General features: G+C 42.2%; 13 protein-coding genes. 12 read left to right on the top strand and 1 reads right to left on the bottom strand.

The window, feature by feature from the left end:
* Window positions 1–30 precede the first annotated feature (30 nt).
* The 10 genes from HMPREF1517_RS09955 (at window position 31) to HMPREF1517_RS10005 (ending at window position 16,507) form a co-directional block, all read left to right on the top strand.
* Window positions 31–2,445, top strand: coding sequence for an FtsK/SpoIIIE family DNA translocase (locus tag HMPREF1517_RS09955; protein ID WP_037601785.1), 2,415 nt, complete (start codon window positions 31–33; stop codon window positions 2,443–2,445).
* A 213-nt stretch (window positions 2,446–2,658) separates the two neighbouring features.
* Entirely contained in the window at window positions 2,659–4,854 is a 2,196-nt protein-coding gene (gene pulA, locus HMPREF1517_RS09960) for a type I pullulanase (protein ID WP_051412011.1), read from the top strand.
* Window positions 4,855–5,023: 169 nt separating this feature from the next.
* Window positions 5,024–6,904 carry a 1,4-alpha-glucan branching protein GlgB gene (gene glgB / locus HMPREF1517_RS09965; RefSeq protein ID WP_037601788.1) on the top strand — a complete coding sequence of 627 codons (1,881 nt, stop codon included), beginning with the start codon at window positions 5,024–5,026 and terminating at the stop codon, window positions 6,902–6,904.
* 190 nt (window positions 6,905–7,094) lie between these two features.
* On the top strand, window positions 7,095–8,237 hold the full coding sequence (locus tag HMPREF1517_RS09970; RefSeq protein WP_037601791.1) for a glucose-1-phosphate adenylyltransferase: 1,143 nt from the start codon (window positions 7,095–7,097) through the stop codon (window positions 8,235–8,237).
* Window positions 8,227–9,363, top strand: a complete 1,137-nt coding sequence (gene glgD, locus HMPREF1517_RS09975; RefSeq protein ID WP_037601795.1) for a glucose-1-phosphate adenylyltransferase subunit GlgD — start codon at window positions 8,227–8,229, stop codon at window positions 9,361–9,363. The genes HMPREF1517_RS09970 and glgD overlap by 11 nt, the downstream gene beginning before the upstream one ends.
* Window positions 9,360–10,790: a glycogen synthase GlgA gene (glgA, locus tag HMPREF1517_RS09980; RefSeq protein WP_037601798.1), complete on the top strand. Its 1,431-nt coding sequence runs from the start codon at window positions 9,360–9,362 to the stop codon at window positions 10,788–10,790. Before glgD ends, glgA begins: the two co-directional genes overlap by 4 nt.
* Window positions 10,791–11,115: 325 nt before the next feature.
* A complete protein-coding gene (locus tag HMPREF1517_RS09990; protein WP_037601802.1) occupies window positions 11,116–13,521 on the top strand; it encodes a glycogen/starch/alpha-glucan phosphorylase in 2,406 nt (801 codons plus the stop codon).
* 211 nt (window positions 13,522–13,732) lie between these two features.
* Complete coding sequence (locus HMPREF1517_RS09995; protein WP_002884295.1) at window positions 13,733–14,293, top strand: GNAT family N-acetyltransferase; 561 nt, start codon at window positions 13,733–13,735, stop codon at window positions 14,291–14,293.
* A 107-nt stretch (window positions 14,294–14,400) separates the two neighbouring features.
* Window positions 14,401–15,930: a DUF1310 family protein gene (locus HMPREF1517_RS10000; protein WP_037601804.1), complete on the top strand. Its 1,530-nt coding sequence runs from the start codon at window positions 14,401–14,403 to the stop codon at window positions 15,928–15,930.
* On the top strand, window positions 15,911–16,507 hold the full coding sequence (locus HMPREF1517_RS10005) for a hypothetical protein (protein WP_037601806.1): 597 nt from the start codon (window positions 15,911–15,913) through the stop codon (window positions 16,505–16,507). The genes HMPREF1517_RS10000 and HMPREF1517_RS10005 overlap by 20 nt, the downstream gene beginning before the upstream one ends.
* Before the next feature lie 61 nt (window positions 16,508–16,568).
* Here HMPREF1517_RS10005 and gshAB read toward each other — a convergent pair whose 3' ends face one another.
* Window positions 16,569–18,833 carry a bifunctional glutamate--cysteine ligase GshA/glutathione synthetase GshB gene (gshAB, locus tag HMPREF1517_RS10010; protein ID WP_037601808.1) on the bottom strand — a complete coding sequence of 755 codons (2,265 nt, stop codon included), beginning with the start codon at window positions 18,831–18,833 and terminating at the stop codon, window positions 16,569–16,571.
* A 775-nt stretch (window positions 18,834–19,608) separates the two neighbouring features.
* On the opposite strand from gshAB, the gene HMPREF1517_RS10015 reads away from it, so the two are divergent.
* Window positions 19,609–21,354: an ABC transporter ATP-binding protein gene (locus HMPREF1517_RS10015; protein ID WP_037601811.1), complete on the top strand. Its 1,746-nt coding sequence runs from the start codon at window positions 19,609–19,611 to the stop codon at window positions 21,352–21,354.
* Complete coding sequence (locus tag HMPREF1517_RS10020) at window positions 21,344–23,212, top strand: ABC transporter ATP-binding protein (protein ID WP_037601813.1); 1,869 nt, start codon at window positions 21,344–21,346, stop codon at window positions 23,210–23,212. The genes HMPREF1517_RS10015 and HMPREF1517_RS10020 overlap by 11 nt, the downstream gene beginning before the upstream one ends.
* The last annotated feature ends 29 nt before the right edge of the window (window positions 23,213–23,241 follow it).

The following is a 23,241-nucleotide window of genomic DNA, read 5'->3' on the forward strand; positions in this document are numbered from 1 at the left end:
TCATGTCTAAAAACGTGGTATAATACACCTATGGCTACAACGAAAAAAACGAAAAAAGGGGCGGCTTCTAAGAACGGTAAGAAGCGTCTTACAAAAGCAGAATTAGACAGACAGAAGGCGATTAAGCGAATGCTATGGACCTTCTTTTTTGCCTTTGTCTTAATTTTCCCAGTCTTTCGATTGGGTTTCTTTGGGGTTACCCTCTATAATATCTTTCGAGTATTTGTGGGGAGTATGGCTTACCCTTTAATTTTTGCTATCTATGTTTATCTCTTTGGCTTTAAATGGTTACGTAAACACAGTAACTATGTCACAGGATTTTGGATGGTCTTTGCGGGGCTCTTGTTGGAGTTTCACGCCTATCTCTTTAGTCTAGAACGCATGAGTGGTCTGGATATTTTCCCTGGTACCAAGGACTTGCTTTTTGGGGAACTTGTGAGTGTGCAAGTCGCTCGTTTTGCGGGTGGTGGTATGCTAGGGGCTCTTTTGTATCAGCCTATTTCTTTCCTCTTTTCAAATATCGGTAGCTTCATGATTGGGGTATTGATCATTCTCCTGGGTGCTTTCATTCTTAGCCCTTGGGATGTCTTGGATATCATGGAGTATGCTAAGGAAGCTTGGCAGAAAGGGGCTGAAAAGCGTTTGGAACGGACGGTTCAGCGTCAGGAGAAGAAGGCAGAACGTCAGGCTCAGAAAGAACGTGAAGCAGAAGAACGTGCCGAAGCTGAGCGTCTGGCTGATTTGACTGTTGACGAGGAGACGGGAGAAATCTTAGATGATGCGGCAGAGGCCTTGCCACAAGAAGCTGAGATTTTTGCACCTGAACCTGAAATCAGTGATTATGCCTCTGAGGATTACTATGATAATCTGCCTCCAGAGGATTATGAGGATTTCCAAGAAGATTATGCACCTTATCCAGAGGATGTGCCAAGCGATGAGTTTCCCCCATCTATGGTGGTTGAGGGAGATGACGCACCAGTCGAGGTTGATTTCACGCCTAAGGAACTCCTGCAGTATAAATTACCTCATATAGATCTCTTTGCACCTGATAAGCCTAAGAGTCAATCTAAAGAGAAGAACATCGTTCGAAAGAATATTCGAATCTTAGAAGATACCTTCAAGAGTTTCAATATTGATGTCAAGGTTGAGCGGGCTGAAATTGGACCGTCAGTGACCAAGTATGAGGTCAAGCCTGCTGTTGGGGTCCGTGTCAATCGCATTTCAAATTTAGCTGATGACTTAGCTCTGGCTCTAGCTGCGAAAGATGTCCGTATTGAGGCACCTATTCCTGGAAAATCTTTGGTTGGTATCGAAGTGCCTAACTCAGAGATTGCGACGGTTTCTTTCCGAGAACTATGGGAACAGTCCAAGACGGACCCTAATAAGCTCTTGGAAGTTCCTCTTGGTAAGGCGGTTGATGGTTCGGCTCGTAGCTTTGATTTGGGTCGGATGCCTCACTTACTGGTCGCTGGATCAACAGGTTCTGGTAAATCGGTTGCGGTTAACGGTATCATCTCTAGTATTCTTATGAAGGCTCGTCCTGACCAGGTGAAGTTCCTCATGGTCGATCCGAAGATGGTTGAACTTTCGGTTTACAATGATATTCCTCATCTCCTTATCCCTGTAGTGACCAACCCACGTAAGGCCGCCAAGGCTCTTCAAAAAGTGGTAGATGAGATGGAAAATCGTTACGAACTCTTTAGTAAGTTTGGCGTGCGTAACATTGCTGGCTACAATGCCAAGGTGGAAGATTGGAATGCCCAGTCGCAAGAAAAACAGATTCCCTTGCCTTTAATTGTGGTTATCGTTGATGAGTTGGCTGACTTGATGATGGTAGCTAGTAAGGAAGTGGAAGATGCTATTATTCGTTTGGGACAAAAAGCGCGTGCTGCGGGAATTCACATGATTCTCGCCACTCAACGTCCGTCGGTTGATGTGATCTCCGGTTTGATTAAGGCCAATGTGCCATCTCGTGTGGCCTTCGCCGTGTCTTCGGGAACAGATAGTCGTACCATTTTAGATGAAAATGGGGCAGAAAAGCTACTCGGACGTGGGGATATGCTTTTCAAACCGATTGATGAGAACCACCCTGTTCGTCTACAAGGTTCCTTCATCTCTGATGATGACGTGGAACGTATTGTGACCTTTATCAAGGATCAGGCTTCAGCTGACTATGATGAGAGCTTTGATCCTGGTGAAGTTTCTGAAAATGATTTTGGTGGAGGTTCCTCTGCCAATGGTGGTAGCTCAGAAGGTGACCCACTCTTTGAAGAGGCCAAGGCTTTGGTCCTTGAAACACAAAAAGCTAGTGCTTCCATGATTCAACGCCGTCTGTCAGTTGGTTTCAACCGTGCCACTCGTTTGATGGAAGAATTGGAAGAAGCAGGTGTTATCGGACCAGCTGAAGGTACCAAACCACGTAAGGTTTTGATGACTCAAGAATAATGGACTGGAAAGAGTCTCAAGCCTAGTTCTAAAGGAATTAAAATCGACAAAAGAAATGAGAAAAATGAGTGTTTTGCCATTTATTTTCTCATTCTTTTTTTATGTTCAAAATAGACCAAAAAATTGCAAAATATTCCATAAGAACGCTTACAAAACGAACATTTTTTGCTATAATAGGAGAAAAAGTGAGTAACAAAAACTAAGGAGTAAAAAATGGACAATTTATTAACCGTTCATTTTCATAGTATGCATGGCGACTATTCCAGATACAGTATGTGGAAGTGGCTAGATGGTTATTGGGGCGAAGAAGCCCATTTTTCACGTGAGGATGATTTTGGTCTTGTTGGTCAGGTTACTTCTCCCTCCAATCGTTTTATTGATTCTGTCAATCTTTTGGTCAAAACGGAAGACTGGTCGAGGCAAACACATGATTACCGTGTCCGACGCTTCCTAGGGGATGCTCCCAATGCTATTTGGATAGTTGAAGGTGATCCAACTGTTTATTATTCTAAACAGGCAGCCTTGACTAGCCATAGTTTCGAAGGTCGCGACCAGCATGCCTTTGATATGGCTCTCCGAAGACAGGAATTTGACCAGAAGTGGGGCTTTCAAGGTTGGTTAGGTCATAAGTATGAAAAAGGGGCCACAGAGTTTCGCCTTTGGTCACCTCTAGCTCGTCGTGTGCAGCTCTTACTTTTTAAAAAGGGCAGTAAAAATCCTAAGATCATTAAGATGAGCCGAGGAACCAGTGTCAATAAAGACCGTCATGAGATGAATACTCACGGTGTTTGGAGTGCCACTGTTAAAAAGGATTTGGATGGGGTAGCCTACCAGTTTCGTGTGTATCATGAGGAAAGTTTTTATCAGGATACGAGAGACCCCTACAGTATCGCCCTTAGCTTAGATAATAAAAAAAGTTTGGTGGTCAATCCACAGCGACTTGTTCCAAGAGGGTATGAAAAGGTTACCAAGCAAAAAGCGAGCTGGCGTAAGGCAAATGCTTGCTCATCCGTTATCTGTGAGATGCACCTCCGTGACTTCTCAATCTCAGAGACATCTGGGGTTAAGAAGTCCTATAGAGGAACCTATCTAGGTGCTTGTCAGAAAGGGACTAGAAATGCCCATGGAGATGTGACTTGTTTTGATTACCTCAAACGTATGGGCTACAACTATGTCCAACTGCAACCGGTCTTTGATCACCATAAAACCTACGATAAAGGTGGGAAGCTTCTCTACAACTGGGGGTACGATCCTGAAAATTACAATGTTCCGGATCGTCAGTTTGCTGCTGATCAAAAGAATCCCGTGGCACCAATTTTAGAGCTTAAGAAAATGATTCAGGCCTACCATGAAGCAGGAATAGGGGTTATCATGGATGTGGTTTATAACCATACTTACTCATCTTACAGCTCTCCTTTCCAACTATCTGTGCCGGCTTATTACTACCGTATGCATGACAATGGGTCTTTCCAAGATGGATCAGGCTGTGGAAATGAGACAGCCAGTGAAAAGGAAATGTACCGTAAGTATATGATTGATTCCTTAACCTATTGGGCAGAAGAATTTGGAGTGGATGGTTTTCGTTTTGACCTTATGGGCTTACATGATGTTGCTACGATGAATGCCATTCGTTCGGCCATGGATGATATTGATCCTAGGATCCTTCTTTATGGTGAAGGATGGGATATGGGAATTGGACTTCCTGTAGACCAAAAGGGCAAGAAGGATAATGCAGCCTTGATGCCTAGAATCGGATTTTTCAATGACAATGCGCGTGACGCGGTCAAGGGGGCAGAGGTCTATGGGTACATCAATAACGGCTATGTGTCTGGAGCCCCATTGGAAGACCAGATTGCCAAGAGTCTGCTTGGTAGCCGTGGTTTTGTAAACTACCTCATGCCAGGTCAGGTCCTCAACTATATCGAAGCGCACGACAACTACAATTTGAATGACCTTATGCATCATTTGCATCCACATGATTCGCCAGAAGATATTGAAAAACGTATTTACTTGGCAAATGCTCTTAATCTAAGTATGCAAGGGATGTGTTTCATGCAGTTGGGACAAGAATTCCAGCGTAGTAAGATGGTTGCAACAGGTGAAGATGGAAATTACACGGAAGCGGATGTTAAGCGTGCCATGAATAGCTACAATGCCCCTGATGCTGTTAATCAGGTGGATTGGAATCAAGTGACTCTTAAGAAAGACTTGGTTGCTAAAGTTGCCAAATTAATTGAGCGTAAGCAAACCGTACAAGAATTTTCATATCGTTCATATGCAGATATTTACGATAATCTCTATGTCGCAAAAGCTGAGTACGATTCAGGTATTGTTGAATTACATATTTCTGGAAAATTACGTAAGACTTTTGTGTTCGATAATATGAAAAAAGATTTGGAGATTTACTGACAAGAATGTCAAAAAATGCTATAATACAGTAAACGCTTACATAAGTGGTTTTGTTTACTTGTAAGCCCTATCGGTCTGAAGGGTTTTCTAGTGTATTTACATATATTTCAATGTTTTAATTTCTTGATAGTTAGAACTATCAAGGCTAGTTTAAGAAAGGAGTGATGGTATGAATCTCGATGAAGCCATGTACACATTTGGAACAGGTGAGAACTTCCACCTTCAGAATTATTTGGGTGTGCATGAATTAGAGGGAGAAGAAGGTTTTATCTTCCGTGTGTGGGCCCCTCATGCTGAGCAGATTCAGGTAATTGGAGATTTCACAGGTTGGTTTGATGAACCTCTGGATATGACCAAAAACCATATCGGTGTTTGGGAGGCGACTTCAGCTCTCCCAGAGGAAGGACAACTCTATAAGTTCTTGGTGAAACGTAAGGGAGGTCAAGTCGTCGAAAAGATGGATCCTTTTGCGACTTACTTAGAGCCTCGTCCTGGAACAGGAGCTGTGATTCGTAAGAAGAAAACTAAGAAGTGGAAGGATGGCCTTTGGATGGGTCGTCGTAAACGCTTTGGTTTCCAAAAACGTCCGGTTAATATCTATGAAGCTCATGCATCATCTTGGAAACTAAAAGAGGATGGTCAACCTTATACTTTCAAAGAATTGAAAGAAGAGTTGATTCCATATTTGGTTGAGATGAACTATACTCACGTGGAATTCATGCCACTCATGGCTCATCCTCTTGGGATGAGTTGGGGTTACCAGCTTATGGGTTACTTTGCTTTTGAGCATACCTATGGCACACCAGAAGAATTTCAAGATTTCGTAGAAGCATGTCACCAGAATAATATCGGTGTCTTGGTAGACTGGGTCCCAGGTCACTATACACAGAATGACGATGCTTTGGCCTACTTCGATGGTACACCAACTTTCGAATATCAGGATCATGATCGAGCTCATAACTATCGTTGGGGCGCACTTAACTTTGACTTAGGAAAAAATCAAGTTCAGTCTTTCCTTATTTCAAGTGCTCTTTACTGGATTGAAAATTATCATATCGATGGTATCCGAGTGGATGCAGTATCTAACATGCTCTATTTGGACTATGATGAAGGTCCATGGATGCCTAACAAGGACGGTGGAAATCGTAACTTGGAAGGCTACGGCTTCCTTCAAAAACTCAATCGTGAAATTAAAAAACGCTATCCAGATGTTATGATGGTTGCGGAAGAATCAACTGCAGCAACGCCAATCACCCAACCGATTGAAGAAGGTGGTCTAGGTTTCGACTTCAAATGGAATATGGGTTGGATGAACGATATCCTCAAATTCTACGCAGAAGATCCAGTTTACCGTCAGTATGACTTCAATCTGATGACCTTCAGTTTCATGTATTGCTTCAATGAAAACTATGTTCTACCTTTCTCACATGATGAAGTGGTTCATGGTAAGAAGAGCATGATGCATAAGATGTGGGGTGACCGCTATAATCAATTTGCTGGTCTTCGTAACCTCTATGCTTACCAACTCTGTCACCCAGGTAAGAAATTGCTCTTTATGGGTTCTGAGTTTGGTCAATTCTTGGAGTGGAAGTTTGATTATCAACTCGAATGGGGAAATCTTGAAGATGAGATGAACCAGAAGATGCAGGCCTTCACTAGCCATATGAATGGTTTCTACAAGGACCATAAATCTCTCTGGCAGATTGATGATTCTTACGATGGTATTGAAATTATCGATGCGGATAACCGTGCTGAAAGTGTGCTTTCCTTCATTCGTAAGGATGACAAAGGCGATAAGGGTGACTTCCTTGTCTGTGTCTTCAACCTAGCTCCAGTGGAACGTCAAGACTTCACTATTGGATTGCCAGTCGCTGGTATTTATCAAGAAGTACTTAACACTGAGATGGAAGAATTCGGTGGTGTCTGGAAAGAAGGAAATCCTGAAACTCGTACCCAAAAGGCGAAGTGGAAGGATTATGAAAATACCCTTAGCTTCACATTGCCAGCTCTTGGAGCAAGTATCTGGCGTGTTAAACGTCGCTTGAAATAAAGGGTAGAATTAAACGTGTACACGATTTGTTTTTCAGGGATGATAGCAAGAAAGTCACGGTTGAAAGAAGCTTTCTGACGCCCAAACTATTGCCACACTGAGAAACTTACTTTAATTGTCATAATCAGTTTCGGCTGATTGTCTAACATCCTTTTGAGGATGAAACTAAAAATCATGAGGGGGACTATTCATGAAAAATGAAATGTTGGCTTTGATCCTTGCTGGTGGGCAAGGAACTCGTCTTGGAAAATTGACCCAAAGTATTGCCAAACCAGCTGTTCAGTTTGGTGGACGCTACCGTATCATTGACTTTGGTTTGTCAAACTGTGCCAATTCAGGAATTAACAATGTAGGTGTCATTACACAGTATCAACCACTTGCTTTGAACAATCATATCGGTAATGGTTCAAGTTGGGGATTGGATGGTGTTAACTCTGGTGTATCAATTCTTCAACCTTACTCAGCTAGCGAAGGTAATCGTTGGTTTGAAGGTACCAGCCACGCTATTTATCAAAACATTGAGTATATCGATAGCATCAATCCTGAATATGTTTTGATTTTGTCTGGTGACCATATTTACAAGATGGACTATGATGATATGCTCCAATCTCACAAAGATAACAACGCAAGTCTTACTGTCGCCGTTCTTGATGTGCCACTTAAAGAAGCTAGCCGTTTCGGTATCATGAACACTGATGCTAATAACCGTATTGTTGAGTTCGAAGAAAAACCTGAAAACCCTAAATCTACGAAAGCATCAATGGGTATTTACATCTTTGATTGGAAACGTCTTCGCAATATGTTAGTATCAGCTGAAAAGAGTTCAGTTGATATGTCAGACTTTGGTAAGAACGTTATCCCAGCTTATCTTGAAACAGGTGAAAGCGTCTTTGCTTATGAATTTGAAGGCTATTGGAAAGACGTAGGTACTATCGAATCCCTTTGGGAAGCAAATATGGAGTACATTTCTCCTGAAAATGCCTTGGATAGTCGTAACCGTCAATGGAAAATTTACTCACGTAACGTGATTGCTCCACCAAACTTCTTTGGTGAGAATGCTCATGTTGAAGATTCACTCGTTGTTGATGGATGTTTGGTTGATGGAACTGTTAAACATTCTGTGCTTGCAACAAATACACAAATTCGTGAAGGGGCAGTCGTTGAAGATTCAGTGATTATGAGTGGTGCAATTATTGGTAAAGGTGCAAAAATTAAACGAGCTATTATCGGTGAAGGTGCACACATTTCCGATGGTGTGGAAATTGACGGTACAGAAGAAGTGCAAGTCGTAGGATACAATGAAGTAGTGGGGGTACCAAAAGATGAAGATTGATAAATATTCTGCAATTCTAGGAAATACCGTAGGATTCCATGACATGGGTGGTTTGACTGAGCACCGTCCTATTGCCAGCCTACCATTTGGCGGAAAATATCGCCTCATCGACTTCCCGTTGTCTAACTTGGCTAATGCTGGTATCCGTAGCGTCTTCGGAATCTTCCAAAACGAAAACATCAGTTCTGTCTTCGACCATATTCGTTCAGGTCGTGAGTGGGGCTTGTCTACTCTTCTCAGTCACTACTACCTTGGTATTTACAATACTCCTGTTGAAAGCTCAACTGTTGATGAGGAATACTATCGTCAAATTTTGACTTACCTTAAACGTTCAGGCTCAGATCAGACTGTAGCTCTTAACAGTGATGTTTTGGTCAACATTGATCTTAACCAAGTTTTCCACCTTCACAATACAACAAAACCAAAAGTTACTGTGGTCTACAAAAAACTTCCTAAAGAACTCATTTCAGATGTAAACAGCGTTTTAGAAATTGATGACTCTGACAAAGTGCTTGGCCATGAGCTCTTCCAGGGTGGCGATAAAGAAGTTTACAATATGTCTACAGACATCTTTGTTGTGGATACACCATTCTTGATTGAAAAATTGGAAGAAGAAGCAGCTAAAGAAGAACCTCGTAAGCTTCGTTATGTACTTCGTGATTTGGCAGTTGCTGAAAATGCTTTTGCTTACGAGTACACTGGTTACCTTTCAAATATCCACTCAGTAAAAGCGTACTTTGATGCTAACTTGGATATGCTGGAATCACAAAAATTCTATAAACTTTTTGCACCAAACCAAAAAGTTTATACAAAAGTTAAAAATGAAGAGCCAACATACTATGCAGACTCTTCTGAAGTTAAGCTTTCACAATTTGCATCTGGTTCGATTGTTCGAGGTAAAGTTGAGAACTCAATGATTTCACGTAATGTTGACTTTTCTGAAGGTTCTAGTGTTAGCCATTCAATTATCTTCCCACGTGTTAAAGTTGCTAAAGGCGCAACAGTTGAATATGCTATTGTGGATAAAGGTGTTGAAATCGCTGAAGGTGTTACGGTTCGCGGTACAGAAAACAACCCAGTTATCATCAAAAAAGGTAGCGTTGTAACAGAGGATATTGTACGATGAAAATTTTATTTGTAGCAGCAGAGGGTGCACCTTTCGCTAAAACTGGTGGTTTGGGTGACGTTATCGGTGCTCTTCCTAAATCTCTAGTCAAAAATGGTCACGAGGTTGCCGTAATTCTCCCATATTATGATGTGGTTTCGGCTAAATTTGGCGATCAGGTTGAAGACCTTAGCTTCTTCTATACAAATGTTGGTTGGCGTCGTCAATATGTCGGCATCAAGAAAATTGTCCGTGATGGTGTGACCTTCTTCTTCATTGATAATGAGCAGTATTTCAACCGCGGTACGGTATACGGTGAGTGGGATGATGGTGAGCGTTTTGGCTTCTTCCAAATGGCTGCCCTTGAGTTGATGGAAAAAGTGGACTTTATTCCAGATATTCTCCATGTTCATGACTACCACACAGCCATGATTCCATTCCTTCTTAAGGAAAAATACCATTGGATTCAAGCTTACCAAGGTATTAGAACAGTCTTCACTATCCATAATATTGAGTTCCAAGGTCAATTTGACAGTGGTATGCTTTGGGAAATCTTCGGTGTTGGTTACGAGCGTTATGCAGACGGTACGCTCCGTTGGAATGACTGCCTCAACTGGATGAAAGCAGCCGTTCTTTATGCAGATCGTGTAACAACAGTTTCTCCATCTTATGCTGGTGAAATTCAAACACCTGAATTTGGTAAAGGTCTTGATCAAATCATGCGCATGGAATCTGGTAAGTTGTCTGGTATTGTTAATGGTATCGATACGGACCTCCTTGATCCAGAAACAGATACTCACATTCCTTACCACTTCTCAGTGGATGATTTGTCAGGTAAGGCCAAAGACAAGGCAGCTCTTCAAGAACGTGTTGGTCTCCCAGTTCGCGAAGACGTTCCATTGATTGGTATTGTGTCACGTTTGACTGACCAAAAAGGTTTCGATTTGGTTGTCAACGAACTTCACAACATCTTGCAACATGATGTTCAGATTGTTCTTTTGGGTACTGGTTACAGCGACTATGAGAACTCTTTCTCTTGGTTCGGTCACGCTTACCCAGAAAAAATGTCTGCCAACATTACCTTCAACCTAGAGTTGGCTCAACAAATTTATGCTGGTTGTGACATTTTCCTTATGCCTTCAGCCTTTGAACCATGTGGCCTCTCTCAAATGATGTCTATGCGCTATGGTACCTTGCCAGTGGTTAGCGAGGTTGGTGGTCTTCGTGATACTGTTGAACCATACAACCCTGTGACAGGCTCAGGTACAGGATTCTCATTTGGTAACTTCTCAGGTTACTGGATGGTTCAAACCCTTGAAAAAGCTCTCGATGTTTACGAAAACAATGCTGATGCTTGGAAACAACTCCAGCACAATGCTATGACACGTGACTTCTCATGGGATACAGCAAGTTTGGCATATGTTGATTTGTACAAACAATTAGTATAATTGCAAAGATAACTTTTCTCGCAAGGGAAAAGTTATCTTCATGTAAAGCGTTTGAAAACGCTTCTAAATTCATTTAACCCCTAAGTTTTGCTTGGCAGAGATTATAGAGAAAGCGTCTAAAAGTCTGAATAGAAGAATAACTCTAATCATGTTATAATATAATTGACTGTTTTGACAGTTTTGTAAATAAAGATTTTGAAATGTCTGTTTCGAATCTTGTCTGGCAAGGTTTGGAAGTTTGAGTAAAATTTCCAATTCCCTCTTATCTGAATAGATACCTGTAAGAAGTCTATTGAAGATAAGAAAGTAGTAAGAAAGGATTTCTATGCAACTTGAAAATTTAACAAAAGAACAATTCATCCGTGACTTTAAGGATACTCTCCATCAAGAGCAGTTGATTAAAGTTGCTAAGGCCACACCAACGGAGATTTTTACTGCCTTGGCTGGTTTGATCCGTAAATATTACACAAATACATGGATTGAACGTAACCATGCACTTTCAGACAATCAAGAAAAGATTGCTTACTACTTCTCGATTGAATTTCTTCCAGGTCGTATGTTGGAAACTAACCTCCTCAACCTTGGTATTCTTGACCTTGTTAAAGAAGGTTTCGCAGAACTTGACATCGACTTCCGTGAAGTAGTAGAAGCTGAGCATGATATGGCACTTGGTAACGGCGGTCTTGGTCGTTTGGCTGCTGCCTTCATGGATTCGCTTGCAACTACTGGTTATCCAGGTTTTGGTAATGGTCTTCGTTACCGTTACGGACTTTTCAAACAACGTATTGTTGATGGTTACCAAGTAGAGCTACCAGATGGTTGGTTTGGTTCAACAGGAAATGTTTGGGAAACGCGTAAAGACCATGATATTGTCTATGTAAAACTCTTTGGTGATGTTGTCCTTGAAAGTGACGAAGATGGTCGTTTTGTTCCAACTTATAAGAATGCTCAAGTTCTTCGTGCTGTGCCTTACGATGTGCCACAAATCGGTTATCAAAATGGTGTGATTAACAACCTTCGTCTTTGGGATGTTGAAATTCCTGAAGAATACGAATTGGATTACCCTACTCTTGAAGCTCGACGTCGTGTGAAAGATATTACAGCCATTCTTTATCCAGATGATACAACGATTGAAGGTAAAGAATTGCGTTTGGTTCAGGAATACTTCATGACAAGTGCAGGTCTCCAAACCATTATCAAATCATACCTCAAGATGGGCTTGCCATTGAAAGATATCCACGAAAAGGTATCTGTTCACATCAATGATACTCACCCTGCGGTTGCACCAGCTGAATTCATGCGTCTCCTCCTTGATGAATACGGTCTTTCATGGGAAGATGCATGGAATGCGACTGTTAAGACAATGAGCTACACTAACCACACAATCCTTCAAGAAGCTCTTGAAAAATGGGATCAACAGCTCTTCAAACGTGTTCTTCCACGTGTTTACCAAATCATCTTGGAAATCGACAACCGTTATGTAGCTGAAATGGCTGGACGTGGTGTTGCTGCAGATGTTATCGAACGCACTCGTATCGTGAAGGATAACCAAGTGCATATGGCTAACTTGGCGATTATTGGTGGTCACTCAGTCAACGGGGTTGCCAAACTCCACACAGAACTTCTTAAAGAAGATACCCTTCACGACTTCTATACTATTTATCCTGAAAAATTCAATAACAAGACAAATGGTATCGTTCAACGTCGTTGGACACAAATTGCAGCGCCAGAACTTTCAGCGGCAATTGATGACGTGATTGGTAACGGTTGGCGTAACGACATCCATGAGCTTGAAAATCTTACAACCTACTTGGATGACAAGGAAGTATTGAACCAGTTCTATCAAGTTAAGAAAACTGCTAAACAACGTTTGGCAGACTACATCAAGGAAACAACAGGCGTAGAAGTGTCTACAGATGCTATCTTTGACGTGCAGGTTAAACGTCTTCACGCATACAAACGTCAATTGCTTAACCTTCTTCATATCATCAAACTTTATTGGGACCTTAAAGATAATCCAGATAAAGACATGGTACCTCGTGTATTCATCTTTGGTGCCAAAGCTGCTCCTGGTTATCACTTCGCAAAATCAGTTATTAAGCTCATCAACGAAGTTGCCAACCTTGTTAACAATGATGAAAGCCTTCAAGGAAAACTTAAAGTTGTCTTCCTAGAAAACTACCGTGTCAGTCTTGCGGAACTTATCATTCCAGCAGCTGATGTCTCTGAGCAAATCTCATTGGCTTCTAAAGAAGCATCTGGTACATCAAACATGAAATTCATGATGACTGGTGCTATTACCTTGGCAACACTTGATGGTGCCAACATTGAAATCAAGGATGAAGTTGGCGATGAGAATGTTGTCATCTTCGGTATGGACAAGGACGAAGTTTATGAACACTATGCACGTCACGATTACTACTCTCGTGCAGTTTATGAAAATAACCCAGTCATTCGTCGTGTCGTTGATACCTTTGTTAATGGTACGATTCCAAATGCTCAATCTGAAGGTACTGAAATTTACGAAGCCCTCATCACCCACAACGATGAGTACTTCCTCTTGGAAGACTTCGCTGCTTATGTAGAAGCTCAAGAGAAAATCGATGCGCTTTATCGTGATCATGACAAGTGGGCACGTATGAGCTTAGCTAATATTGCTAAATCTCACAAATTCACTTCAGATGATACGATCACAGAGTATGCTAAAGAAATTTGGGAATTGAAAAAATAGGCAATAGCTTATGAATCACAAAAAAGATAACGACTAGAAATGGTCGTTGTCTTTTATTTTTAAGAAGAGAGGAGTCGTAGACAGCCAAGCAGCATTTATACACGGCAGTAGGAGTTTACCAGTAGACTTATCTTAGCCCTTGAAACTTGCACTTGCTTATCAAGATGTTATAATGACCTATAGGTATAAGCATCAAAAAGGGGGGAAATTTATGGCTTTACGCAGCCAATTGATTACCAAAGAGTTTCCAGAATTAGATAGGGTAGAGCGCTTAAACAACGAGGCCTTTCCAGAAGAAGAACGTATTCCATTAAGTGACTTCTTAAAATTGGATGGTCGTGATGATTATCATTTCTTTGCCTTTTATGACGAGGATGATTTTGTTGGATTTGCCTCAGTTCTCTACAATGCCAAAGTTTTTTATGTGAGCTTCTTCGCCATCGTACCTCAAATGCGGAGTCATGGCTACGGAAGTGAGATTATTGATAAACTGGTGGACTTTTATGGACCATCTCGTTCTATGGTCTTGGAAGTAGAGCGCTTGGATGAACCCAATGACAATCCTGAGCAACGTGTGGCGCGTTGGGATTTCTACAAGCGTAATGGTTTTAAGACTTCTAATGCCTTCTTGGAATACGAAGGTTTGAGCTTTGAGATTCTCTATCGTGGCGATCACTTTGACGAAAAAGCCTACAGAGACATATTCCACAAACTTCAGGAAAATGCTTATTTTGATTTTAGTATCAAACATCGTCGCTTGAGCGATTTATAAACAATTCATTCAAACAGGTCTTAGTCGGCCTGTTTTTTTCATTTGTTTTCAACGTTTGCCAATCCTTTTCAGAATATTTTGTCCTCCTATGCTATAATGGAAGTACTATGAAGAAAGTAATTTTACAGTATCTGGCAAGTGCCCTGGCTGTAATCCTCATACTTGGTCTTGTGGTTTTCAATCGACAGCGCAATCACTCTTTGGTAAAGAAGGTCAAAGACCCTGAGATTTCCTATATTTATCAGGATTCTTTGGAAAATATAGATAGACTGGCACTTAGTCAGGCTGGGGTTATCCAATCTTATCAACTCGATGCTTTGTCTGTTAGGAAGGAAGACGGGAAGATTTACCTCGTTCTCCATATCAATCATTCCTATGATATGCAGGTAAATCTTGTCCTAAAGTCTGATATCTACGGTGATTTATCTGTGGTTCAAGCGACGCCATCAAAGGCTTTAAAGCTGGCCTTGGAGGACGCGTCTTATCAGAAACGCTTGACCTTGATTTCACAAAAGGCAGATGCTATTATGGCTCGTGACCACTGGGATCAGGGCATTAAGCCGGCTTATGTGGCTCAGGTGAGAAGTAAGATGAAGAAGACTTCTCTGACCCAGCTAGACAAGGTTCTACGGGATATTGACCAAGAAAGTAAGGAAGTGGGCTCAGATACCTATACGGCCTTTTTCCAAGCTTCTCAACTACCTAATCATGACAAGCTCAATTTGGTTATGGAGCACATGCAGGTTTATGTGGACAAGTACCAGTTCCTCCAGTTAGGGAAGTCAGGTTATAAATTTTCCAAGAAGCTAGAGCCAACCAGTCCTTTTTATAGTTACTTCCGTGAGGCTATTATGGAGACCTATCAGACGGATCTAGGGCTTGGGGTGGATGACTTAGGTATCAAGCTCCATCTTTTTAGGTCTTGGATTGATAAGCAGTCCATGGACTATATTAGGACCAACTACAAGGGCAAGACAGATTTAGACAAACTTCTGGCCTACAGCAAGGACAAGAAGATTCATTTGGATTACACTACGGGTGCTTCCTACCATAATCGAAGCTTGGGAGACTTTACCTATCCGCAGAACATGAAAATTCAGCTACCTCAGACCAGTGTCATGGGCCCATACGGAGTTAGCAATTCCCGTTTTATTGAGTTTATTGTCAATATGGATACGGGGAGATTTGTCTCTGAGTGGAATGTCTACAAGAAAAGGAAAGACGGTAGCATCGACTCTAATCCTAAGCATTATAAGATTGAAGACGGTGCTGACATTGCCGATACTGATTCTGCTAACTATGGGCTGTCTAAGGGCTTGAATGCTGACCTACCAGCCTATCTCAATAATAGCCATACCTATCTTGACGTTCGTCATCCTGCTGACAATGCGATTAGACGCAAGATGGTCAAGAAGTGGAAAAATGCCAAGAATGTCTTAAACGGTGGGCGCTATGCTGATATTGTTAAAAAAGGAGGCTTGAAAGATCTTGAAACATGGAGTCAAGTTAAAGCTGAAGACCGCCTCCAGGTCTACAATGCTTACCTTGATTATATTCGCTCTCATCTTGTGCTTAATGGGTTTGACAGCTTTTACCAAGAAACCTACAACCCCCAAGGTGGAGACAAAAAAGACTGAAACCCTTGATAGTGTTCTTGTCGCTAAAAATTTCTATCGTGTAAGGGATGCCTATGCCATCAAGCTCTACGGGCAGGATGAGGGGATGTCCTTTGATGTGGCTGGTCAGAGACTCTTTGGGTCAAATATTGCTATTAAAGATGGTCTGTTATATGGCTCCAGTCTTGGAGATTTGACCATTGAGGCTTATTTTCAGGGGGAGGCGTCCTACCTTTTAGAGGCCACCCAAAAGCTCCCAGTGGACAAAAATCGTATCAAGGCTAATCACTATAGTCAGGACATCGTTCTGAATAACGTTTGGTCTAGTCTGGAAGGTCAAGAAACCTCCAACAGTATCATCACTCAGTTTCAGGATAAGACCTTGCTTAAGCTGCGGATCAGCTACAACAAGGATTTCCTTCCGACTAAGATTCAAGGCTTTTACAATAGCCAAACCTTTAATGGCTGGCGGGACCTATTTTATATAGATTATCCATATAGTGATCAGGAAGCCTTCAATCAGGCTCAAGATGCCTATATACAACACATCCAGTACATGGAAACGCATCCTGAGGAAGAAGCAGGAGAGTTTGGTTAATAAAGCAAAATCACCTTTATCTCGAGATAAAGGTGATTTGTTTGTTCCTAAGAATTAGGTTTTAGATTTGCCTTGTGGTAACTTCTGGAAAAAGCTTGTCTAGGATTTTTGGAGTGATAGCTTGTCCAGGACCTTCAGCACAATAGGTGTGCATATACATAGAGGGATTGAAGTTGAGCTCGATACAAGTGCAATGAGGTTTTTCCTTGCTAGCAGGCTGAGTTTTATCTGGAATGATGAGGTCAACCCCGCAAGCCCAGGCCCCCATGTTAGTCGCCATAGCTGCAGCTAATTCTTGATAGGATGAATCCATGGTCTCAGTGACATCGATAGAGTCACCACCCGTAGAGATGTTGGAGTTACGGCGGAGATTGACCTTTTTCCCTTCTGGGAGAATATCATCAGGTGCATAACCTTGCTGAGTCAACATCAATTGTTCGATGTCTCCTAGCTCAATGATTTCCAGCGGTGAGCGGTGGTCACGTCCTCGCAATGGGTTGGCATTTTTCTGAGCGACTAATTCACGAACAGTGTGTTTGCCATCACCGACAACATTAGCAGCGACACGAAGGAGAACAGCCTCACAACGCCCGTCCAGAATGAAGAAACGGTATTCGGTTCCTGGGATAAATTCTTCAACAAGAACAGCTGTATCTTCTGCAAAGGCAATCTCGAGGGCTTTCTTATAGTTATCAAGGCTGGCAGGCTCTTGGAAAATGGAAATGCCCAGACCGAAGTTGGTTGATTTTGGTTTAACCACAATTTGCTTGCCCTTGATAAGAGGATAGTAGGCTAGACCTTGTTCTAGACTGGTAAATTCGTCGCCGGCAGGGACAGGGAAGCCAGCATCAGCCAGGATTTTTTTGGTCACGGTTTTATTAGCCATGGCAAGAGGAACTACATAGTTGTCTTTTGAGGTCATGTTACCATTTTTGACGTACTCAACATGATCTTTATGCCAGAGTTTAAGGAATTGATCTTGCTCATCTAGGATTTCAAAATGAAGCCCTTTTTGAATGGCATCAAAGAGCAGCATCTGGGTAGAAAGTTCCATCTCCTCATAACCCTTAAGGGCATAGTGGGCAGTCCAGTCGTAATCATGATAGGCAAGAGCCTTGTCAAGGGCAAAGTCAGCAAGGGACTTGTCTTTGATATGAGGCAAGAGTTGGGCTGCTAGTGTCTGGTTAGGATCTGCAAAGGCATCTTTAACTTGTTTGACCAGACCTTGATGATAGTCACCAAGCCCAAAATGTTGCACCAGTTGGTCTAGAGCTGTCGTAATGTTCTGAGTTTCAGCTTCAGAAGGTAGAGGTTCTAAAGGATGAGAGAGGGCAATTTTTTCATTCAGCGCGTGAGCTTGAGCCAGAGCCTGATCAACATTTTCAGGGGCATCCATCCAGAGGAAGGCTAGAAGGAGTAGGTGTACGGTATCCATGGTAGTTTGGCTAATACCGATACGCTCAAAGGGGTTGAGGTCGAAGTTACGGAATTCCAGGTAGGTGATTCCCTTGTCAAGGAAGGAGCGATTAACCTTTTGTCCACGGAAACGAACAGCCGAGTAAAATTCCTTTTCTGCAATCAAATCACCTTGTTCGATATAGTTTTCGATGGCAGAGACATAGTCTTCTAGGTTTGCAAAAGATACTTGGATTTCTTCCTTATTGACATAACCATGGTCGCTGTTTCGGAAGGAACGCACGGGTTCTGGCACTTCTTGGTCGAAGAAGTCTTGCTCAGCAACAGGTGCAGCACCAAAGAGATAGGTAATCACCCAACGATAGCGCAAATAGTTCTGAGCCAGCTTAAGATAGAGGGCGTTTTTGAAAGCAATTATATCAATCTGGTCACTTTCTTGGAATAGGGCCTCAACCAAATCTTTCCCTAGTTCCATATTATAGTGGATACCTGAGATGGCTTGTAGTTTAGTTCCGTATTTTTCGGCCAAGTAGTTACGATAATGGCGTTCAAATTCATTTTCCAGTTGGGCAACTTGGATTTCTTGGGCCTTGATACGAGGAGGCATGGACAAGGGCCAGAGAAGTTCATCTTTACTGATGGAACGTCCAGCTACATCGGTAATGGCTCCAAGAAATCGGCGAGCCTCAGTGGTAGATTTAGCAACTGGTGTGATGAGTTCCATCTGAAACTCACAAAAATCTGTTTGAATATAAGGGTGGAAACTTCGAGCTCCTAGGCAAGAAGGGTGAGGCGTATGTGCTAATTTTCCCTGTCTATCGACACGAAGACTTTCGCGTTCAATTCCAAAGTTAGCTTGAAGGATAGGGCTGGTAGGCTCCAGCTTTTGAAGCAGTTGATTTATAGTCATAGAGTCACCTTTTCATCTAATGTTAGTGATAGTCTATTATAAATAGGAGAAGAAAACAACTTTCCGCTACGGTTAAGGGGAATTTCCGAATGTTTTAGATAAGAGTTCTTAAAACCAGTTGCTTTTTAGCTCTATTATATGCAAAAATTGTAAAATACCCACCGATTTTTATGTAAAATGTTATTTCTCTTGCAATTTAAATCAAATTAGCCTATACTAATGACGTATATATAAGAATGAAAGCATCCCTAGGGTCTGCCCTCAGGGGCTTTTGTATGCTCTCAAAAGGGTATAACCGTTCTTTTATAGATAAAGGATGAGCGTTAAGAGTAGCTTTCCGACAGTATGCTCAGCTCAAAAATGATACTTTCACCGTGATGGATTACAGGACTAACTTATATCTATCAATGCCTGAAACATGCTCTACTCAGGGCAGGCGATATTTTTCGCCGTGGTAGGGGTCATCATGAACCTATTTGCACTTGTTCGAAGTTGCTCACGATTCGACAGCTCGCTCTACCCAAAAGCGATGCTTTCGTCGTGATGGATTACAGGACTAGCTTATATCTATCAATGCCTGAAACACGCTCTGCTCAGGGTAGGCGATATTTTTCGCCGTGGCAATAGTTATAGAAGTCAAGAGACTTCTATAACTCGGAAGTTTTGAGACTTTGGCTCAAAACTTAGCTATGAGATTCTGAAGGAAGCTGCTAGCGTCCGAAGCCACTTAAGAAAAATATCAAAAAAAGAAAAAGAATAAAAAACGGAGGTAACTATGTTTCAAACCCTTATCCCCCAGATAAAGGAATACAAGAAACCCTCAATCCTAGCGTCCGTCTTTATGACACTAGAAGTCATGTTTGAGATTTCCATTCCCTTTGTCATGGCTAATCTTTTGGACAAAGGTGTCCAGCAATCCAACATGTCTAACATTTGGCTCTACGGTGGCCTCATGCTGGTCTGCGCCTTTCTATCACTATTCTGCGGCATGCAGTCGGCTCGCTATGCAGCTTTTGCCTCTGCTGGATTTGCCAAGAATCTACGTCAGGCCATTTTCAAAAAGGTTCAAACTTTCTCTTTTGAAAATATCGATAAGTTCTCAGCTGGTGGTTTGGTGACACGTATGATGACTGATGTTACCAACGTGCAGAACTCTTATCAGATGATTATCCGTGTCTGTGTGCGTGCACCACTTAACCTGATTTTTGCTATTGCAGCAAGTTTCCTGATTAATGGCGAAATGGCTTGGATTTTCGTTGGGGTAACGATCTTCCTTGGTTTGGTTTTGGCCATTATTACCAAGATTGTATACCCTCTCTTTACTCAAGTGTTTGAGGCTTATGACAACCTCAATAACAGTATCAAGGAAAACATCACCAACATGCGTGTGGTGAAATCCTATGTTAAAGAGCAGGAAGAGACTGACAAATTCAAGAAGGCTTCACGTCGCATCTATCAAATGTTCATGCGTGCCATTCGTGTGGTTATCATGTCTAACCCAGCCATGATGTTGTCTATGTACGCGTCATTCCTCATGATTTCCTGGTTTGGTGCTCATCTTATCGTTGGTGGTAGCTTAACTACAGGGGAATTGACTTCCATGTTCAGCTACACCATGACCATCCTCATGTCCCTCATGATGTTCATGATGATCTTTGTCATGTTGTCTATCTCTATGGCCTCTGTAGAGCGTATCAATGAAGTTCTTAGCACTGAAGCAACTATTGTTTCACCTGAAAATGGCTTGACAGAAGTCGCAGATGGTTCTATCAGCTTTGATCATGTGGATTTCTCATACACTGATGAAAATGGTGATAAGACCCATGTCCTCAAAGATATTACACTTGATATTAAGTCTGGTGAGGTTATCGGTATTCTTGGTGGAACGGGTTCGGGTAAATCAAGCTTGGTTCAGCTCATTCCTCGTCTTTATGATGTGGAAGCCGGTCAGGTTAGGGTTGCCGGCCATGATGTTAAGGGCTATGATTTGGATAGCTTGCGTAAGCAAGTTGCCATGGTACTTCAAACCAACGTCCTTTTCTCAGGAACCATTAAGGAAAATATGCGTTGGGGGAATAAACAGGCAACAGATGAAGAAATCATTGAAGCTTGTAAGATTGCCCAAGCTGATGAATTTATCCAAGAGTTTAAGGATGGCTATGACACCAAGATTGAACGTGGTGGAGCCAATGTCTCAGGAGGACAACGTCAACGTCTCTGTATTGCACGTGCCCTTCTCATGAATCCGAAAATTTTGATTCTGGATGATTCAACATCAGCGGTTGATACTAAGACAGATAGTTTGATTCGTCAAGGCTTCGCTTCAAGTCTTAAGGACACGACCAAAATCATCATCGGTCAACGGATTTCATCTATCCAAGATGCCGACCGTATCATCGTCATGAATGATGGTCGTATCGATGCTGTTGGTACGCATGACGACTTGGTGGCTAATAATGCCATTTATCGTGACGTCTACAAGATGCAAACACAAGGGAAAGGAGTAGCAGATGCAGAATAAGAAAAAAGCTAATTGGGGCTCTCTAGCACGTCTTCTACGCTTTTTGTGGCAAGACTACAAACTTTCGCTTTCTATCGCCTTTGTCCTCATTGTTGTTGCTTCTTTGGCAACGGTCAATTTGACGGCTTCTATTCAGTCCTTGGTTGACGTTTATGTTCAACCTATGCTCAAATCTGGTAGCCACGATTTTGGACCGCTTTTACGTTTCTTGACTTCAGTGGGTGTCTTCTGTCTTATCGGTGTGATTGCCAACTACGTGTCATCACTCCTCATGGCGACCATCTCGCAAGATTCTCTGCGTTCCCTTCGTAATCAGCTCTTTGCTCGCATGCAAAAGCTTCCTGTTCGCTACTTTGATACTCACCAACACGGGGATATCATGTCTATCTACACCAACGACATTGATGCCCTCCGTCAGGCTGTTGAGCAGTCTATCCCACAGTTGCTACAAACAACTATTACCCTTATCGGAGTGACTGTGACCATGCTTACGGTTAGTCCTCTCCTCTTTATCGTGGTCCTAGTCATGGTAGGCATCATGTTTATGGTCATCAAAAATGTATCAGCTAAATCAGGTCGTTACTTTGGTGAGCAACAAAAGAATCTAGGGATTGAGAATGGTTTTATCGAAGAAATGATGTCAGGTCAAAAGGTAGTCAAGGCCTTCGTCCACGAAGAAGAAAGCATGGCTGACTTTGACAAGATTAATGAACAACTCTTTGAATCGTCATATTTAGCCAATCGCTATGCCAATGTTCTCATGCCAATTCTTGGGAACTTAGGAAATGTTTCCTTTGTTTTGACTGCCCTGGTTGGTGGACTCTTCGCTCTAAATGGTGTCGGTGGCTTGACTATTGGTGGTCTCATGGCCTTCCTACAATTGAACCGTTCCTTCAATGGCCCAATTACTCAGGTTTCTCAACAACTTAACTTTGTCCTTATGGCACTTGCTGGTGCAGACCGTATCTTTGACCTTTTGGATGAAGCAGAAGAAGTTGACCAAGGTAAGGTCACTTTGGTCAACTACGAATTGGTAGATGGTCAAATGGTTGTGACAGACAAGAAAACCAATCTTTGGGCTTGGAAACACCCACGTCCAAATGGCGACTACGAGTTGGTCGAGTTGGTCGGAAATGTGGTCTTCCAAGATGTTGATTTCTCTTACGATGGTAAGAAACAAATCCTTCACGACGTTAACCTCTATGCGGATAAGGGGCAAAAGGTTGCCTTTGTTGGTGCGACAGGTGCTGGTAAGACGACAATTACCAACTTGATTAATCGTTTCTACGACATCCAATCTGGCGTGATTAGCTATGATGGAATTGATGTTAAATTGATTGAAAAAGATTCTCTTCGTCGATCACTTGGTATCGTGCTTCAGGATACCCATCTCTTCACAGGGACTATCGCTGAAAATATTGCCTACGGCCGTGCGGATGCGACTCGTGAAGAAATTCTTGAAGCTGCTCGTATTGCTAACGTGGATTCCTTTGTTCAACATCTGGACAATGGTTACGACACTGTTCTGACAGACGATGGTGCAGGCTTGTCTAATGGACAACGTCAGCTGATTGCCATTGCGCGTGCTGCCCTTGCTAATGCACCGGTTCTTATCCTTGATGAAGCGACATCCTCTATTGACTCTCGTACCGAAAAAATGGTGCAAGAGGGGATGGACCGACTTATGGAAGGACGTACGGTCTTCGTTATTGCCCACCGTCTTTCAACCATCGTCAACTCTGACGTTATCATGGTTATGGACCACGGACGAATCATTGAACGTGGTGACCACGATAGCCTTATGGAACAAGGTGGTACTTACTACCGACTCTATACTGGTGGTCTTGAAATTGATTAAGACTAAAAAAACTCAGGTTTTGCCTGAGT

Origin of the sequence: Streptococcus sp. ACS2, from assembly GCF_000525585.1 — a bacterium.
Taxonomy (GTDB): Bacteria; Bacillota; Bacilli; order Lactobacillales; family Streptococcaceae; genus Streptococcus.

Coding starts and splice junctions, on each gene's coding strand:
- HMPREF1517_RS09990 (WP_037601802.1), top strand. CDS start 11,116: ATGCAACTTGAAAATTTAACAAAAGAACAATTCATCCGTGACTTTAAG.
- HMPREF1517_RS10020 (WP_037601813.1), top strand. CDS start 21,344: ATGCAGAATAAGAAAAAAGCTAATTGGGGCTCTCTAGCACGTCTTCTA.
- HMPREF1517_RS09955 (WP_037601785.1), top strand. CDS start 31: ATGGCTACAACGAAAAAAACGAAAAAAGGGGCGGCTTCTAAGAACGGT.
- glgB (WP_037601788.1), top strand. CDS start 5,024: ATGAATCTCGATGAAGCCATGTACACATTTGGAACAGGTGAGAACTTC.
- HMPREF1517_RS10015 (WP_037601811.1), top strand. CDS start 19,609: ATGTTTCAAACCCTTATCCCCCAGATAAAGGAATACAAGAAACCCTCA.
- HMPREF1517_RS09995 (WP_002884295.1), top strand. CDS start 13,733: ATGGCTTTACGCAGCCAATTGATTACCAAAGAGTTTCCAGAATTAGAT.
- glgA (WP_037601798.1), top strand. CDS start 9,360: ATGAAAATTTTATTTGTAGCAGCAGAGGGTGCACCTTTCGCTAAAACT.
- glgD (WP_037601795.1), top strand. CDS start 8,227: ATGAAGATTGATAAATATTCTGCAATTCTAGGAAATACCGTAGGATTC.
- gshAB (WP_037601808.1), bottom strand. CDS start 18,833: ATGACTATAAATCAACTGCTTCAAAAGCTGGAGCCTACCAGCCCTATC.
- pulA (WP_051412011.1), top strand. CDS start 2,659: ATGGACAATTTATTAACCGTTCATTTTCATAGTATGCATGGCGACTAT.
- HMPREF1517_RS09970 (WP_037601791.1), top strand. CDS start 7,095: ATGAAAAATGAAATGTTGGCTTTGATCCTTGCTGGTGGGCAAGGAACT.
- HMPREF1517_RS10000 (WP_037601804.1), top strand. CDS start 14,401: ATGAAGAAAGTAATTTTACAGTATCTGGCAAGTGCCCTGGCTGTAATC.